The sequence below is a fragment of the Massiliimicrobium timonense genome (assembly GCF_002160865.1).
Classification (GTDB): domain Bacteria; phylum Bacillota_I; class Bacilli_A; order Erysipelotrichales; family Coprobacillaceae; genus Allocoprobacillus.
In genome coordinates this window covers 20,941-37,323 of sequence record NZ_NFLJ01000019.1, presented here as the reverse complement: position 1 = coordinate 37,323, position 16,383 = coordinate 20,941, and the positions used below count along the sequence as shown (strand labels likewise).

The 16,383-nt window shown below is 31.8% G+C and carries 14 protein-coding genes and 7 tRNA genes; 1 reads left to right on the top strand and 20 read right to left on the bottom strand.

Annotated features, from left to right (window positions below):
* Positions 1-614 precede the first annotated feature (614 nt).
* The 16 genes from B5E75_RS07615 to B5E75_RS07540 form a co-directional block, all read right to left on the bottom strand.
* A complete protein-coding gene (locus B5E75_RS07615; RefSeq protein WP_087358154.1) occupies positions 615-4,772 on the bottom strand; it encodes a chitobiase/beta-hexosaminidase C-terminal domain-containing protein in 4,158 nt (1,385 codons plus the stop codon).
* Between the two features lie 229 nt (positions 4,773-5,001).
* Positions 5,002-5,703: a GntR family transcriptional regulator gene (locus B5E75_RS07610; protein ID WP_087358153.1), complete on the bottom strand. Its 702-nt coding sequence runs from the start codon at positions 5,701-5,703 to the stop codon at positions 5,002-5,004.
* A gap of 165 nt (positions 5,704-5,868) precedes the next feature.
* A complete protein-coding gene (locus tag B5E75_RS07605) occupies positions 5,869-6,687 on the bottom strand; it encodes an Mrp/NBP35 family ATP-binding protein (RefSeq protein ID WP_087358152.1) in 819 nt (272 codons plus the stop codon).
* A 35-nt stretch (positions 6,688-6,722) separates the two neighbouring features.
* Positions 6,723-7,583: a YitT family protein gene (locus tag B5E75_RS07600; RefSeq protein ID WP_087358151.1), complete on the bottom strand. Its 861-nt coding sequence runs from the start codon at positions 7,581-7,583 to the stop codon at positions 6,723-6,725.
* A 71-nt stretch (positions 7,584-7,654) separates the two neighbouring features.
* Positions 7,655-9,529: a heavy metal translocating P-type ATPase gene (locus B5E75_RS07595; protein WP_087358150.1), complete on the bottom strand. Its 1,875-nt coding sequence runs from the start codon at positions 9,527-9,529 to the stop codon at positions 7,655-7,657.
* 82 nt (positions 9,530-9,611) lie between these two features.
* Positions 9,612-9,830 (bottom strand): cation transporter, encoded by a 219-nt coding sequence (locus B5E75_RS07590; RefSeq protein ID WP_087358149.1) that lies wholly within the window; start codon positions 9,828-9,830, stop codon positions 9,612-9,614.
* Between the two features lie 17 nt (positions 9,831-9,847).
* Positions 9,848-10,195, bottom strand: a complete 348-nt coding sequence (locus B5E75_RS07585; protein ID WP_087358148.1) for an ArsR/SmtB family transcription factor — start codon at positions 10,193-10,195, stop codon at positions 9,848-9,850.
* A gap of 178 nt (positions 10,196-10,373) precedes the next feature.
* Positions 10,374-10,447, bottom strand: a tRNA-Gly gene (locus B5E75_RS07580).
* Between the two features lie 5 nt (positions 10,448-10,452).
* Positions 10,453-10,535 (bottom strand) — tRNA-Leu (locus tag B5E75_RS07575).
* A gap of 7 nt (positions 10,536-10,542) precedes the next feature.
* Positions 10,543-10,618 (bottom strand) — tRNA-Lys (locus B5E75_RS07570).
* Positions 10,619-10,625: 7 nt separating this feature from the next.
* A tRNA-Thr gene (locus tag B5E75_RS07565) sits at positions 10,626-10,701 on the bottom strand.
* Positions 10,702-10,710: 9 nt separating this feature from the next.
* Positions 10,711-10,786: transfer RNA gene (locus B5E75_RS07560), tRNA-Val, on the bottom strand.
* A gap of 3 nt (positions 10,787-10,789) precedes the next feature.
* A tRNA-Glu gene (locus B5E75_RS07555) sits at positions 10,790-10,865 on the bottom strand.
* A 7-nt stretch (positions 10,866-10,872) separates the two neighbouring features.
* A tRNA-Asn gene (locus B5E75_RS07550) sits at positions 10,873-10,948 on the bottom strand.
* 95 nt (positions 10,949-11,043) lie between these two features.
* Positions 11,044-11,385, bottom strand: a complete 342-nt coding sequence (locus tag B5E75_RS07545; RefSeq protein WP_087358147.1) for a hypothetical protein — start codon at positions 11,383-11,385, stop codon at positions 11,044-11,046.
* Positions 11,386-11,443: 58 nt separating this feature from the next.
* Positions 11,444-12,631, bottom strand: coding sequence for an aminotransferase-like domain-containing protein (locus B5E75_RS07540; protein ID WP_087358146.1), 1,188 nt, complete (start codon positions 12,629-12,631; stop codon positions 11,444-11,446).
* A gap of 103 nt (positions 12,632-12,734) precedes the next feature.
* On the opposite strand from B5E75_RS07540, the gene B5E75_RS07535 reads away from it, so the two are divergent.
* On the top strand, positions 12,735-13,073 hold the full coding sequence (locus tag B5E75_RS07535; protein WP_087358145.1) for a hypothetical protein: 339 nt from the start codon (positions 12,735-12,737) through the stop codon (positions 13,071-13,073).
* A gap of 10 nt (positions 13,074-13,083) precedes the next feature.
* Here B5E75_RS07535 and B5E75_RS07530 read toward each other — a convergent pair whose 3' ends face one another.
* The 4 genes from B5E75_RS07530 to B5E75_RS07515 form a co-directional block, all read right to left on the bottom strand.
* Entirely contained in the window at positions 13,084-13,956 is an 873-nt protein-coding gene (locus B5E75_RS07530; RefSeq protein ID WP_087358144.1) for a MerR family transcriptional regulator, read from the bottom strand.
* Positions 13,957-14,035: 79 nt separating this feature from the next.
* Positions 14,036-14,779, bottom strand: a complete 744-nt coding sequence (locus B5E75_RS07525; RefSeq protein WP_087358143.1) for an amino acid ABC transporter ATP-binding protein — start codon at positions 14,777-14,779, stop codon at positions 14,036-14,038.
* Positions 14,780-14,787: 8 nt separating this feature from the next.
* A complete protein-coding gene (locus B5E75_RS07520; protein WP_087358142.1) occupies positions 14,788-15,510 on the bottom strand; it encodes an amino acid ABC transporter permease in 723 nt (240 codons plus the stop codon).
* 3 nt (positions 15,511-15,513) lie between these two features.
* Complete coding sequence (locus tag B5E75_RS07515) at positions 15,514-16,341, bottom strand: transporter substrate-binding domain-containing protein (protein WP_087358141.1); 828 nt, start codon at positions 16,339-16,341, stop codon at positions 15,514-15,516.
* Positions 16,342-16,383 lie beyond the last annotated feature (42 nt).

The following is a 16,383-nucleotide window of genomic DNA, read 5'->3' as shown; positions in this document are numbered from 1 at the left end:
AACCTCCATTCATTTATATTATACTCGTTTTTTGGATAGATTCTATATCAATTTCTGGCATATTTTATGACTAAAGAATATTCTATGACATGATGTGATTTTTCTAGGAAAATTTATTCATTTAAAGAAATCGCTAAAATTGATGGTATCTCAATTGCAGTTGTTTTACATAAAACCATTATCTGTAAATTAAAATCATCTTGAAGGTTATCGATAAGTTCTAAAAGACTATAAATTAACAATCTATAAATAATTACAAATCTTATTAGACATTTCTTCTAGTTAAGATGGTGTCAGATGTATAAGTAAAAATTTTTATTCAATCTAACATTCTCTTAGATGATTTATTTTCAACAAACAATTAACGTGTTATGGAGTTGTTGTGACTCTAACAGAAAATCATATTCTCGTTTCTAAAGACAACAAAATCACATGCTTTTATAAAAGAATAAAAATCCATTAATAATGAAAAGTATTATATTATGTCTATAGAACTTATTCAAAGATATTCTATATATTTATAACCATTTAAAATGACTAAATCCATAAAAGAAGAGTGAAACAAAACCGAAAAAGAAGGTCATAAATTTAAAACCTTCTTTTTTTAATTTCTATTATTTTTCAGATTGAAGATAATATTTACTGATACAATAGAGTATCCCTACTAAAGATATTGACATGATGATGACTAATAAAATCACATTTGTATCATCACCAGTCTGTGCCACTTTATTAATATTAGTCGTTGAAGTTATATTTGAATGATTCTCTGTATTTGTAGTATCTGTTACGTTATTATCTGTATCAGAATTCATACCCTCATTTTGATTGTGTGATGGTTTATCAATACCCTGGTCTATATTGTCATCATTATCGTTAATGTCTGCATTAGAAACCGTAATCACGAAATTTGCTTCACTTGTATTTCCAGCATTATCACTTGCAATAACATGAACATTATATTGTCCAGCATTTTGAGAAGAATAATCTGTAGTTATTTTTAATTTATCTCCCTTAATGACTCCATCGTATTGATCTTTAACATATAAATTAATAATCTTTGAAACGTCTCTTTCATCATTTAAAGAAACTTTAGCATCATTTCCTTCAATAATTGGAGCTGTCGTATCCACAAATGCTTCTTTGAAATATTTTGATAATTTATCAGCAAACACATCATTACGTGTAAATTCAAAATGAGACCATTTTTGCATTATCATTTCAAAAGTATCATTATAAATATCAACTTTTGTATTTTCATTATCTGGCATTGTATACATACCCCAACTACTGTTATCTCCTGATACTTTATATGTCCAACTTGTATATGACCATCCTTGTTCATTAAATATTTCTAAACCATAATCCCAACTTTTCTCATTAGAAAAGAAAGTAAATTCACCAACAAATACAGGTACATTATAATTTGTATCTTCAAGATACTGAACCTTACTTTCAATAAAAGCTTTTTGTCCCTCTGCATCTTTTTCTACATCCCATCCATAGAAATGATACTGATAAACAACATTTTCCCATCCATATAATTCAGGATTTGGCAAGTGTGTTGGTTCCCAAATTGCCTGCATTTGAATAATATGATTTTGATCAATAGATCTAATCGCATCGTAAAGACGATCATATATCTCAAATTGTTCTGTACCAACTGCACCACCTGGTTCATTCAATAAATCATAACCTGCTACCCATGCATTATCTTTATATCTATTAGCAATAGCTTTCCATAATTGAATTGTTTTTTGAATATTTTGCTCATTTCCAAAGAAATTACCCACATCAGGATAAGTCACATCTCCAGAATGATCTTTACCATTCTGTGACCCGAAAGCTCCATGCATATCAATCAATACATACATATCATGTTTTGAAGCATTTTCAATCACCCAATCAATTCTTTCAAAAGCACTTGACTTAAGTGTTCCATCTTCATTAGCCATTTCAAAATATGTTACTGGTAATCTTAAACAATTAACACCTTCGTCCTTTAATACATCAAAATCTTTTTCAGTAAACCAATTATCTTGATAAGTATTAATAAGTTGCCACGCCTTTTCTTCTCCAAAACGTTCAGTCAGTACTTTTAACGTCGTTTTCTGATCTGGTGAATTCACTGGACACTGCCAATTTTCCATCACAAGCCAGCCTCCAATATTTGTTCCTTTTAATTGGACAACTTCTCCACCACCATAATTATTACGAATAACTTTACCATCAGTTTTTAAGAAAGGACTTGATTGCTCAGTAACTTCAATAGTGTTTGTCACAATATCACTCATTTGATTTCCTTTAACCGTTACAGCTTTAACAGTTGTGGTTTGATCAACATAAAAATCTTTTTCAAATAATTGACTATTTAAATTAGGAGTTGAACCATCTAATGTATAATAAATCTTTCCTTGATTTGTATCAGTATGCATAGAAACAAGTTGTCTTTGTCCATAACATCCACTAGCTGGTGTAATAACAGGTTTCACAACTTTTTCAATTGGTTTAATAATATATTGATGTGTGCTTTGTTCACCTAAACTTGAGCTATTTTTATAAGTAGCTGCAACACGAAAAGTTGTATTCTCACTTACCAGAATTGGTTGTGTATAATGTATAGCATTTTCAACAGTAACATCACTACCATCAGTTGTATAATAAATTTCTACTTGATCTGTATCTGGTACTCTCATCTCAACAACAACTGACCCTTGATATGTTCCTGCTTTTTTATCTGCAACAACTGCTTTTGGTACAATAACATATTCAAAAGTAGACACACCACTAGCCATTCCATCACGATAAGCCATCGCTTTAACTGTCATTGTTTTATCAATATTTACATATCCTTCAGCAACTTGACTGTTTGTATCAGGCTGACTACCATCTGTTGTATAATATATAGTTGCATCTGGATCACTGATAAATTCTACTGTAGTCGCACTATTGAATAACAATTGATCCTTACTTGCTGTAACTTTTGCAGGTACACTTGGGTATTGATATTCAAACGTCATAACATTTCCTAATTGATTATCTTTACTAGATACAGCTTTAATAACTGTTGTATGATCAACTGATATTGGAGTTTTATATTTTGTACTATTAACAGTTGGTGTACTTCCATCAGTTGTATAGTAAATATCAAGAGAATCAACTGTTTGTAAAGTTACTTCCATCGGTTTCACATATTTACCAGTTTCTTTATCACTTGTAACATCAGTTAAGACATTTTCATCTTTTGTATACGTTCTTGTGACAACATCGCCATATACACCATTATCATAAGTCACTGCTTTAATCGTTGTTGTCCCATTAAGCGTAATCCTATTACTATATAATTGGCTATCCTTTGTTGGTTGAGTTCCATCAACTGTATAATATATGGGTGCATTTTGATCATTACTCAATGATAAAGATAATGTATCTTTAAAACGATACCCATCATCAATACTCATTTCCACAGCTGATGGTTTTAATTCTGGAATTCCTGTTGATAAATAATTATCTAAATAAATATCATCAATATAATATGTTCCTGCATTCCATTGACCTAATCTCATTCCTGAAATTTTTGTCTTATCAATTCCCTGAATATCATCAAGTTCAATAAAATATTGGCTCCAGCTATTTTTTAGTGTTGAAGGAGTTTGCCAATCATAGCTTGATTCTTTGCCATCTTCATCAATCAAAGAAATCTGCATTGTGTTACTTCCTTGCGTATCTTTAATATAAAAAATTAAATATTTCAAATCTGTTCCATTAACAGGATGATTAAAATCAACTTTTATACTTCCATCAGATGCACTAGTCCCACCGCTAGCTGTTCTTTCATACTTTAAACTTTGTTGACCTTTATGTTTTTCATCACTTGTTAATTCGACTTTAGCATTTGCACTTGCTGTTGCACTTATTCTTTCTTCAAACGTTTGAACAACAACTGGTGTATAGTATGTCTTTAGATTATGGTCAATTGTATAATGAAATTCATAAACTTCACTGATATTTCCATTGACTTCTACAATAGCTTTAATATCCATATCATCGTGAACATCTATAGAATCTTGATATTTTTTGCTAGATGTGGTTGGTTGACTTCCATCAGTTGTATAATAAATATTCTGACCATCTTTACTACTTAAATCAACAGAAAATGAGTCAAAATAAGTCCCTGATGGTATACTAGCACTTACACTTAAATCTTTTGCTAAAACATCACTAAACTGTATATCATCTATAAGATATGTACCTTCATTCCATTCTCCAATATATAAACCAGTAATTGATGTTAAATCAAGACTAGAAAATTTATCTAGATCAATCGATAATTGACACCATTTTCCAATGGCTGCATTTTCGCTCCATTCACCTTCTACAAATTTTCCATTCTTATCAATCAAAGATAATCTCACACTATTTGATTGCCCCGTAGTGTCTTTAATCCAAAAAGTTATATATTTATAATGAGATACATCTACAGACTCATCTTTTTCAATCTTTAAACTTCGATGAGTAATACTAGGCCAATCACTAGATGTAACCTTTAATTGAGCAACCTTATTTCCTTGACCTGTTGCACTACCTTCAACAAGACTAAATTCAGCATCGTTCGTTGCTATAATCCCCTCTTCTGTTCCTTCAAAATCTTCAAACATTAAAGGCGCCTTTGCTTCATTTTCTAAAGCATAAATCTCTACGGGTGTACTACCTAAAACAAAAATCAATAACATGACAATTTTTAATAATTTGCATATCGTTTTACCTTTCATTTGTTCCCTCCGATTTGTTAGAATTTTTTTTATTTATTGGTACCAATATTTACATTATGCATTATATCCCATTATCTTAAAAATGTAAAGCCCTTTCAAAAAATTTGTTGGTATAAATTTAATTTTCAATAACAATCTAGTCTTTAAATATATTTTAATAAAAAAAGAAATTTTTTTATTAAAATTTCTTCCCATAACTGAATTATACAATTATAAATTTCATCTCTTCTTACCTAACTGCCATCGCATAAAAATTTGCATATTTATAATTATAGATAACTTGTGAAGTATTAAACATCATTCCATTATCCAAATAAACTGTATCTGCAATAACCAATCCTGGATCTCCAGTCTCTAATTCAAGAAGTTCTGCTTGTTCTTTATTTAATTTAATCGCAGAAATGTGTTTATCAGCAAATCCGAACTTCAATTTTAAATTATCTTGCAAATAATTATAAATTGATTTTTCAGCTATTTCTTTTCCTAAATAAGGAACAATCTTTTGATTATAATAACTAAATTCCAATGCAAATTTCTTATCATCAAGAATTCTCAATCGTTTACAAAAATAAATTGAATCACCTACTTCACAAAACATTTTCTTTGCTAGTATTTCATCAGCTTTTAATAATTCTATCGAAAGCACAACATTTGTAAAAGTATTATGCGGAAAATCATATGTTAATCCATTCGTTCCCGTAATAGGTATACAATTATCATTACTTCGTTGACGTATATAAAAGCCACTTCCTTGTCTTGAATAAATAACTCCCTGACTTGTCAGTGTTTTCAAAGCAGAACGAATTGTATTTCTTGATACATTATAATATTCTATCATCTCATCCTCAGTTGGTAATTTTCCAATATCTTTAAATTCATGTTTTTTTATTCTCTCAATTATATCACTTGCAACATTTTTATATTTTGCCATAATGTTTTCACCACCTATAGAAAAGAATATCATAACAATAAAGATATATCAAATATTTATAAGAACAAATTAAATACATTATTATCTATTTTATAATCAAATCAACAAAAAAGGAATATAAAAAATCATAACGACATCGCCATGATTTTTTAAAATACTATCAAATTAAAAAAATTCAATTTCCTTTTCAAAGGCATCCAACCACTTAGATGAGTAGTTTTCTATCATTCCCATATCAGAAAGCTGAGTTAATTCGCTATCCAAAGGTAATTGACCTAAAATATGTAAGTCATACTTTTTCGCAACATCCTGTAAATGACTTTTCCCAAATACAAAAATCTTCTTTTCACAATCAGGACATTGAACATAACTCATATTTTCTACAATACCAAGAATAGGAATATTCATTGTTCTAGCCATATTAACAGCTTTAGAAACAATCATACTGACAAGTTCCTGAGGACTTGTCACAATAACAATACCATCTAATGGTAATGATTGAAAAATCGTTAATGGCACATCTCCAGTACCTGGAGGCATATCTACAAACATATAATCGACATCTCCCCATTGCACATCACTCCAGAACTGTTTAATCATTCCCGCTAAAATAGGGCCACGCCAGACAACAGGTTCTTCACTATCGTTTAATAAAAGGTTTGTTGACATAATACGAATACCTTCTAAAGACTTCGCTGGAATAATGGACTCTCCATTAGAATAAATCTGTGTTCCTTCAACACCAAATGTTTTTGCAATAGAAGGACCTGTAATATCTCCATCTAAAATGGCACATTGATATCCTTGTCTTTGTTTTAAAACGGCCAATAAAGATGTTATAGATGATTTTCCTACACCACCCTTACCACTTACAACACCTATCACTTTTTTAATATGTGAATCTTTATTCATTGGTGCTAAAAAACTTCTTTCTTGACAATCTTCCTGACATGATTGACAATCATGATTACAATCTTGACTCATAATTTCCCTCCATTCTTTCATTATATCTTTTATCATTATGATTCAATATATTCTTTTTTAAATGTAAAACCTCTTCCTTTAACTTCATTGACTTTACTGACAATCATAAAAGCATGTTCATCAATATTTAAAACCCGTTGATTTAATCGTGGCAATTCACGATGAGAAATAACTGTTAAAATCACTGGATATTCATTTTTCATATAACCTGAAATAGATTTCAACATTGTTGTTCCACGATCTAATTCATGGATAATCATTTCATTGATACGTTCATATTCTTTGGAAACAATCATAACTTCTGTTTGTGCTTTCCCCACAACCAAAACCTTATCCAAAATAATTGTATAAGTAGCTACTAAAACAATTCCATACAAAACCATTTCTCTATTTGTATAAAAAATCTGAACTAATAAAATTAAAAAATCAAAAGCATACATTGAAACAGAGACAGGAATACCTGTCTTTTTATTAATGATTAATGGTGGAATATCCATTCCTCCCGTAGAAGCATTACACTTAATCACAAGACCTATAGCACTTCCTATCATAACCCCACCAAGCAATGCAGCTAATAAAGGATCTGTTGTCATTTGAGTATAACCAATGGTATTTTCAAAAACATTTAAAATCAATGGATAATAAAAAGTACTGATTAATGTTGTGAATGCAAAGGTTTTTCCTAAAACAAAGAAACCTAAACAAAACATTATAATATTAAAAACTGATAAAAATAATGTCATCGGTATACCGAAAAGATGAAAAGCACCTATAGATAAACCAGTTGATCCCCCTGTAATCAATCCATTAGGAACAATAAACAATAATACAGCTAAAGCATAAAGTGTATTTCCAATGAAAACTCCTGCTATGTTTTTAATCATTCGATGACTCATATCAAACACACCTTCCTATCCAGAAGCCTATTATATCACGTTAAAAATCAAAAGAAAAGGTAACAGTTTTGTTACCTTATTTTTAAAGCACGTGTTGCATTAATAACTGCAATAACCATAACACCTACATCTGCAAAGATGGCTAACCACATATTCGCAATACCAATTGCTCCTAAGAATAAACAGATAAACTTCACAGCTAAAGCAAATACAATATTTTCTTTTACAATTCTTAAAGTTTTTAAAGAGATTTTCATTGCTAATGAAATCTTGGCTGGATCATCATCCATTAAAACAATATCCGCTGCTTCAATGGCTGCATCTGAACCTAAAGCACCCATCGCAATACCAATATCTACACGTGATAAAACCGGTGCATCATTAATCCCATCTCCTACAAAAGCAACTTTTTCTTTTTCACCCTTGTTTTGTAATATATCTTCTACTTTTTCAACTTTATCCGCTGGTAAAAGTTCACTATAAACACGATCAATACCAATCTCTTTCGCAACCTTTTGGGCCACTTGATTTGAATCTCCTGTCAACATGATTGTTTCTTTGATACCTTGATCTTTCAATGATTTTATAGCCACTTGAGAAGTTGCCTTCACAACATCAGAAATCACAATACATCCAGCATATTGATGATCTATTGCCATATACACAACTGTTCCTTCAGGATGATGACCATTGATTTCTATACCTATCTTATGCATCAATTTTTCATTACCCGCATAAACTTCATGTCCTTGAACAGTTCCACGAATACCATGTCCTGCTATTTCTTCAATATTATGCACAACATCTCGATTTAGTGTTTGTCCATAAGCTTTTTGTAAACTTAAACTGATAGGATGACTAGAAGCCATTTCCACATGGGCTGCATAATACAATAACTGTTGTGAATCATAATTGCCAACGGGATCAATATGTGTCACTTCAAAAACACCTTTTGTCAATGTTCCTGTTTTATCAAAAACAATATATTTCGCACTGGCAAGTGCTTCAAGATAATTAGATCCCTTCACCAAAATTCCTTTTGTTGAAGCACAGCCAATACCACCAAAGAAACTGAGAGGTATAGAGATAACCAAAGCACATGGACAACTGATAACGAGGAATGTTAAAGCTCGAATAATCCAATCACCCCATGAGGCATCTTGACCCATCAGCATCAAAACAATGGGTGGAATAATTGCTAATGCCAACGCACTATAACAAACGGCTGGTGTATAGTATCTGGCAAACTTAGTAATAAAGTTTTCTGAACGTGATTTCTTCATACTTGAATTTTCTACCAGATCAAGAATTTTAGATACTGTTGATTCACCAAATTCTTTTGTCGTTTTCACTTTAATTTCACCAGTCATATTAATAAAACCACTGATGACTTCATCACCGCAATGTGCATCTCTTGGTACACTTTCTCCTGTCAAAGCACTTGTATTAAATGTTGTATTCCCTTCCACAATAATCCCATCAATAGGTACTTTTTCTCCAGGATTCACAATGATTTCACTACCAATCTCTACATCATCTGGATCCACTTTTTGAATTTCACCATCTATGACCATATTTGCATAATCAGGACGAATATCCATTAATGCTGCAATATTACGACGGCTTTTACCGACTGCAACACTTTGAAACAATTCTCCAATCTGATAAAACAACATAACAGCCACACCTTCTCTAAATTCACCCAAACACATGGCTCCTACAGTGGCTACTGCCATTAAAAAGTTTTCATCAAAAACCTGTCTTTTTAATATACCTTTTATCGCTTTTTTTAAAATATCATACCCAATAATGACATAAGGTATCAAATAAAGAATCACTTCAACATATAAATTTAAAGAAACATATGAAGTGACAATGATGATTCCAATCATAAATCCTAAAGACAACAGAATTCTATAAAGAACTTTCTTTTGTTTTTTATTCATAAAAACGCTCCTATTCATTTTAATATATGTTCATTCATTCATATATAAATCAAATAAATATCCCTTTTAAAGGGAATTTATTTTATAAATAAATTTCACAGTCATCTTCAACAACTTTACAATTCTTATAAGCTTTTTGCATCACTTCATCAACATTGACTCCATCTTCAAATTCAACTTTTAACTTTAAAGTCATAAAGCTTAAAGTTGCATCTTTGACACCTTCTGTTTTTTTAACAGCTTCTTCCATTTTAGCTGCACAGTTTGCACAATCCACATCCACTTTATAAGTCTTTTTCATCTTCCTTTTCCCCTTTCTTATTCTTCTACATGTTCCATACCCATAGACATAATTGTTCTGACATGATCATCATCTAATGAATAAAAAATAACCTTTCCTTCACGTCTGAATTTAATCAATTTACTATCTTTAAGTACTCTCAGCTGATGACTCACTGCTGACTGACTCATTCCTAAAACTAAAGCAATATCCCCTACACATAATTCACTTTCAAACAACGCATAGAGAATCTTAATACGTGTTGTATCTCCAAAAACTTTAAATAAATCAGCTAATTCATATAAATATTCATCATCCGGTTGTTTATCCTGAACACGCTTGACAATATCTTCATGAACTTCTATATTTTCTTGATTCATTCCCATAACATCATCCTTTCAATGAACATATGAACACTTCTTCATATATTTACTATATACCTATTCATATTCTTTGTCAACAGTGATTGACATATTTTATTTATTTTTCTTTCAATACAATAAAAAAGATTTCTATAAACAAAAAAAACTTACAAACATTAAAGCCTGTAAGTCGTTTTAAATTTGGAGCGGGTGATGGGAATCGAACCCACGTAGTCAGCTTGGAAGGCTGAAGTTCTACCATTGAACTACACCCGCTTGTCTGGTGCGGATGACAGGACTTGAACCTGCACGCCGAAGCACTAGATCCTAAGTCTAGCGTGTCTGCCAGTTTCACCACATCCGCATATAAATGGTGACCCGCAGGCGACTCGAACGCCTGACCCTCTGATTAAAAGTCAGATGCTCTACCTACTGAGCTAGCGGGTCAAAAACATGGTGCCGGCTAAAGGACTTGAACCCTCAACCTACTGATTACAAGTCAGTTGCTCTACCAATTGAGCTAAGCCGGCATAAAAAAATGGTGGAGGTTAACGGGCTCGAACCGCTGACCCTCTGCTTGTAAGGCAGATGCTCTCCCAACTGAGCTAAACCTCCATATGGTGACCTGTACGGGATTCGAACCCGTGAATGCATGCGTGAAAGGCATGTGAGTTAACCGTTTCTCCAACAGGCCACAAAAATGGCGCTTGAAGTAGGACTCGAACCTACGACCGATCGGTTAACAGCCGATTGCTCTACCAACTGAGCTATTCAAGCATTTCTTGTTGCTTAAACATAATAGCATATCCATATATCGAATGCAAGTCTTTTTTTCAAAATACAATAAAAAAATATAGAAGTCAAAATGACTTCTATAAGTATTCACCATTTTTACCCCAATTTTCAAATTCTTCAATAGAAAGATATTGTTGTTCTACAGGTATTTTGGTAATACGTTCAACTTCTTTCAACAGTTTTTCAGCAAATTCTTTTTTGTGTGCATATTCTGTTGTATGAAACAATTGACAAGATATTTTCATACATTCCATTTCTTGTCCTCTAAAATACATCACTTGGTTATCTTCTATATGAATCATTAAGTTTTCTTCTTTTTTATGAGGTAAAATAGAAATAAGTTGACCTGCACTTTCTTTGAGTGCTTTTTCTTGATTTAAAGTTAATGTTTTTGTTGTTGTAAAAGTTATAAATGGCATACAATTTCCCTCCCATTTATCAATTATATATGATAACATTCAAAAATAATGACGAACTTTATAACATTTCATATGTTATTTGACCTAATATTTTGACTCCCTCAATAATTTTTTCATCAGTTGGTGTAGAGTAGTTCATTCTAAAACTATGGCATTCTTTTGTATCATCATCTAAAAAAGCATTTCCCGGTACAACAGCCACATTTTTTTCTAATGCCTTTTGAACAAACGATAACATATCAACATGATCAGGCAATGTCGCCCATATAAACATTCCACCTGTTGGTATTGTATATTGAACATCAGGATGAAAATGCTTTTTCATTTCATCCAGCATCAAATGACATTTCTTTTTATAAATTTTTGAAATACGATCAATATGTTCATTCATATCATAATCACGAAGATAACGGGCCATAACTTTTTGTGCCCATAAATTAGAATGAACATCACTTGCCTGTTTAGCGACAACCATTTTTTGAATGATATCACGAGGTGCAATACAACATGCTACACGCATACCTGGTGCAATAATCTTAGAAAGACTGGCAGCATAAATCACCAAACCATCTTCATCTAAAGATTTCATAGAAGGAACAGCTTCTCCTCCAAATCTTAAATCACCATAAGGATTATCCTCTAAAATCAATACACCATATTTTTTGGCCAGTTTTAAAACTGCTCGTCTGACATCCAATGACATAGTCATACCTGTTGGATTTTGAAAATTAGGGATTAAGTACATAAATTTAGGTCTAGGCTCCATTGATAAAGCTGCTTCAAGTTTTTCTAAATCTAACTGTCCATTATGATATGTAATCCCTCTCAACATAGCTCCTAGTGATTTAAAAGCATTTAAAGCACCTAAAAAACTAGGATTTTCACAAACAACAACATCTCCTTCATTGCATAAAATCTTTGCTGCAAACTCCATGATTTGTTGTGACCCTGAAGTAATCAACATCTGATCTCCATCTTTCGTCACTTGTTCATGACGATTAAAAAATGCTGTGGCCTGTTTAATTAATTCCTGATCTCCTTCAGTAATTCCATACTGTAAAACACTGATAGGCTGATGAGCTAATAAGTCACCAGATATTTTTTCAATTTCTTTTACAGGAAAGGCTTCTGTCGAAGGATTTCCACCTGCAAAACTTATCACATCCGGATTCGCTGTTGCTTTTAATATTTCTCTAATTGCTGATGCTTTAACATTTAACATACGATGAGCAAATTGATATTTCATGATTAAAACCCCCTTACCATATGTTTTATTATAAACCAAATTCATGATAATAACTAGATATTTATCAAAACAAGAGATATAATAGACTTAGGTGGTGATAAATATGCAGGTTATTGTTGTTGTTTTAAATAAACTTGATCGCTTAGATGATTTACTTGCGAACTTAAAAAGAGCAGGTGTACGTGGAGGAACCATTATTGAATCAACCGGTATGATTAAAACGATTGATGATTCTGATGAAAGTTATCTTTTAGGCTCATTGCGTCTATTCCTTGAAAATCCACGTCCAGAAAGCAAAACCATCTTCTTTATTGTTGATGATAGTCAAGTTGATCTTGTCCGTAAAACTGTGGATGATTCGGTAGGAGGAATTGACAATCCAAATACTGGTATTGTTTTTGGACTTCCGCTATCATTTGCTGATGGTTTAATGAAAAAATAAAGCTTCGGCTTTATTTTTTTATAAGCCGAAACTTTGAATCATAATAAAGATGCAATTCTTGACAAACTCTTTGATTGAGTTCCATAAGGCGATGATAGTATTGATCATATTCATCAGATAATTCACACATGGCAGGTATCAAAATATCATAATAGCCACTATCTCTTAATCTGATCTTCATCTGACGATTTGGATAGCTCAATATACGATACCACCATTTTTGTTGTAACTCATAGTTTTTGATAACCATTTGCTTAATGGATTCATAGGCATCTTCTGAGTCTAACAATTGATTTTTATATACATTGACATCATGCCATACTTGTTTCAACTGTTTACGATTCATTCTAGACATCAACATCAACAAACGATAGGAGAAAGGTATTTTGATATGGAAATGATCCCAAAAATCAATCATACAATCATAAGCTTTCTGCTGTTTTTGCGTATGAATACGAATATGAAGATAAGGTGAAAAATGCTCATAAAACATATCAAAGAATGGTTGAGGAATATTATCGGACATGATCTGATATATATCATCTATTGAAAAAGTATCTTCAATATGATCCCTTTCAATAAAATAACGTAATTGTTTTAAACTTTCTTGTTGATAAGAAAGTTCTTTTTGTCTTTGTTTATAAATCTGTTGAAGATATTCTTTTTTCTTATCAATATCTAAATCTAGTAAATAACGGATATCTGCAATAGAGATAGACCAGCTACGATACATTACAATTTCCTTTAATCTTTGAATATCTTCGTCATTGAATTCACGATATCCATTTTGATTTTTATAAACATGAAGTAACTGTTGTTTTTCATAATAATAAATGGCTTTTTTTGTCACATGACATTGACTGCAAACTTCCTGTATTTTCATATCTCATTTCATCTCCTAGTTTTATCATAAACTATCCCCTTAGGTCAATGTCAACAAAAAAAGTATCATTTCTGATACTTTATCCATTTGCTTTTAAATAACGTTTTAAAAATGTTCGTGTACGTTCTTCTTGAGGATGTTCGAAGATTTGTTCAGGTGTTCCTTCTTCTGCAATCACACCCTGATCCATGAAAACAACACGTGTTGATACATCTTTTGCAAATTCCATTTCATGAGTAACAACAATCATTGTCAAACCTTCATCAGCGAGTTCTTTCATAATGTTCAAGATATCGCCAACCATTTCTGGGTCTAATGCACTTGTTGGTTCATCAAAAAGCAAAACTTCAGGACTCATACATAACGCTCTTGCGATAGCAACCCTTTGTTTTTGCCCACCTGATAATTGTACACTGCTTTTATTTGCAAAAGCACTCATACCCACTTTTTCTAAATATTTGAAAGCCATTTGTTTCGCTTCTTCTTTATTTCTTTTTAAAACCTTGATTTGTCCAATCATACAGTTTTCTAATACTGTTAAATTGTTGAATAAATTAAATCCCTGAAACACCATGCCAACTTTAGAACGATAGGCATTGACATCAAAATGATGACCTAAAATATCTTGTCCATGATATAAAATATGTCCATCATCTAATCGTTCTAATAAGTTAATACAACGTAATAATGTTGATTTTCCACTTCCACTTGAACCAATAATTGTCACAACTTCACCTTTATGTATATCAAAATTGATATCATGCAAAACTTCTAATTGTTTAAATCTTTTCTTTAAATGTTGTACTTGAATAATTGCATCCATAATATCTCCTAACTGCAAAAGTCCTTGCTTTGTTTTTTAGAATTTAATCTTTTTTCGATATAATTTAAAATAAAGGTGCTGATCGTTGTTAAAAATAAATAAATGATTGCAGCAACCAAGAAACATTCAATATATTTCATATTTGATCCTGCCACAGATGTTGTTTGAAAATATAATTCTGTTACTGAAATAACATTCAACATAGAACTGTCTTTAATATTGACAATTAACTGATTCCCAATTGATGGAAATGTATTTTTAATGGCTTGTGGGAAAATCACTGATATAAGTGTTTGACTTGTTGTCATTCCTAAACTCTTTGCAGCTTCACTCTGTCCTGCATCAACAGATTGAATACCGGCACGAATGATTTCAGCCATATATGCTCCTGTATTAATAGAGATAATGAATAATCCAGCAACTAAAGGAGTCCAATTGAAAGCAGGTTTTAATAAATAATATAAGAACATGGCTTGAACCATCATTGGTGTTCCTCTAAAAACCCAGATATAAAAACCTGTAATCAGTTTCCCAAAACGTTTAAGTAATTGACTGAATGGAGAATCATAGTCATTGATTTCAATAGCTCTAATACCACCTACAACTAACCCTATAAGAAAACCACAAACAGTTCCTACAATGGCATATAATAAAGTAATTTGAATACCATAAGTAAACAAAGGAATATTTTCAATAAATATTTCCCATGCTTTTACAAAATCAATACTCATAAATTATTCTCCTGCTGGCTGTCTATTCACAGCTTCAGTCATTAATTGTTTTCTTTCTTCTGGAGTAATTTTATCTAAAGATGCCTGTACCTGTTTAAAGAATTCACTATCTCTTGTTCCTTCTTTTAAACCAATAGATACTGTTGTATCACATTCAAAACCTTTTCCTTCATCAAAATGTACAATTGTTAAATCTTTATTGGCTGAAACAACACCTTCAGCAACAGCCATTTCTGCAGTGATTCCATCAACATCTCCCTGTTGTAAAGCAACAACCATTTCAGGATAAGTGGCTTTTGCTGTAGCATGATGAACACCTTTGATCTGATCAATGACATCATCATAATTTGTTCCTTTTTGTCCAACAACATTTTTACCACTAAACTGTTGAATATCAGTAAACTTAGCTTCTTCACCATCTTTACGTACAATCATAATCATACCTTCACTATCATAATATGGTGTTGTAAAATCAATACCTTCTTCTCTTGTTTCATTCGCTGTCATTCCTGCAATAATGGCATCAATTTCTCCAGATTCCAAAGCCACTGATAATCCATCCCATGAAATTTTCTTAATCACCAATTCTTTTCCTAAATCATCAGCAATTCTTTTAGCAATCTGTACATCATAACCATCAGCATAACCAGCATTCCCCAATGATACAGTTGTTTCACTTTCTTGACTTGTCTGCCAGTTAAATGGTGCATAGGAACATTCCATTCCTACCACAAATTGTTCACTCTCAGCTGTTTCCTGTTGTTGACCACCACATCCAAACAACAATGAAACCATCGCCATAGCTATTAAAGTTTTTCCAATCTTTTTCATTTTTATCTCTCCTCTATTCTATTTAAAAATAAAAGTCGTGCT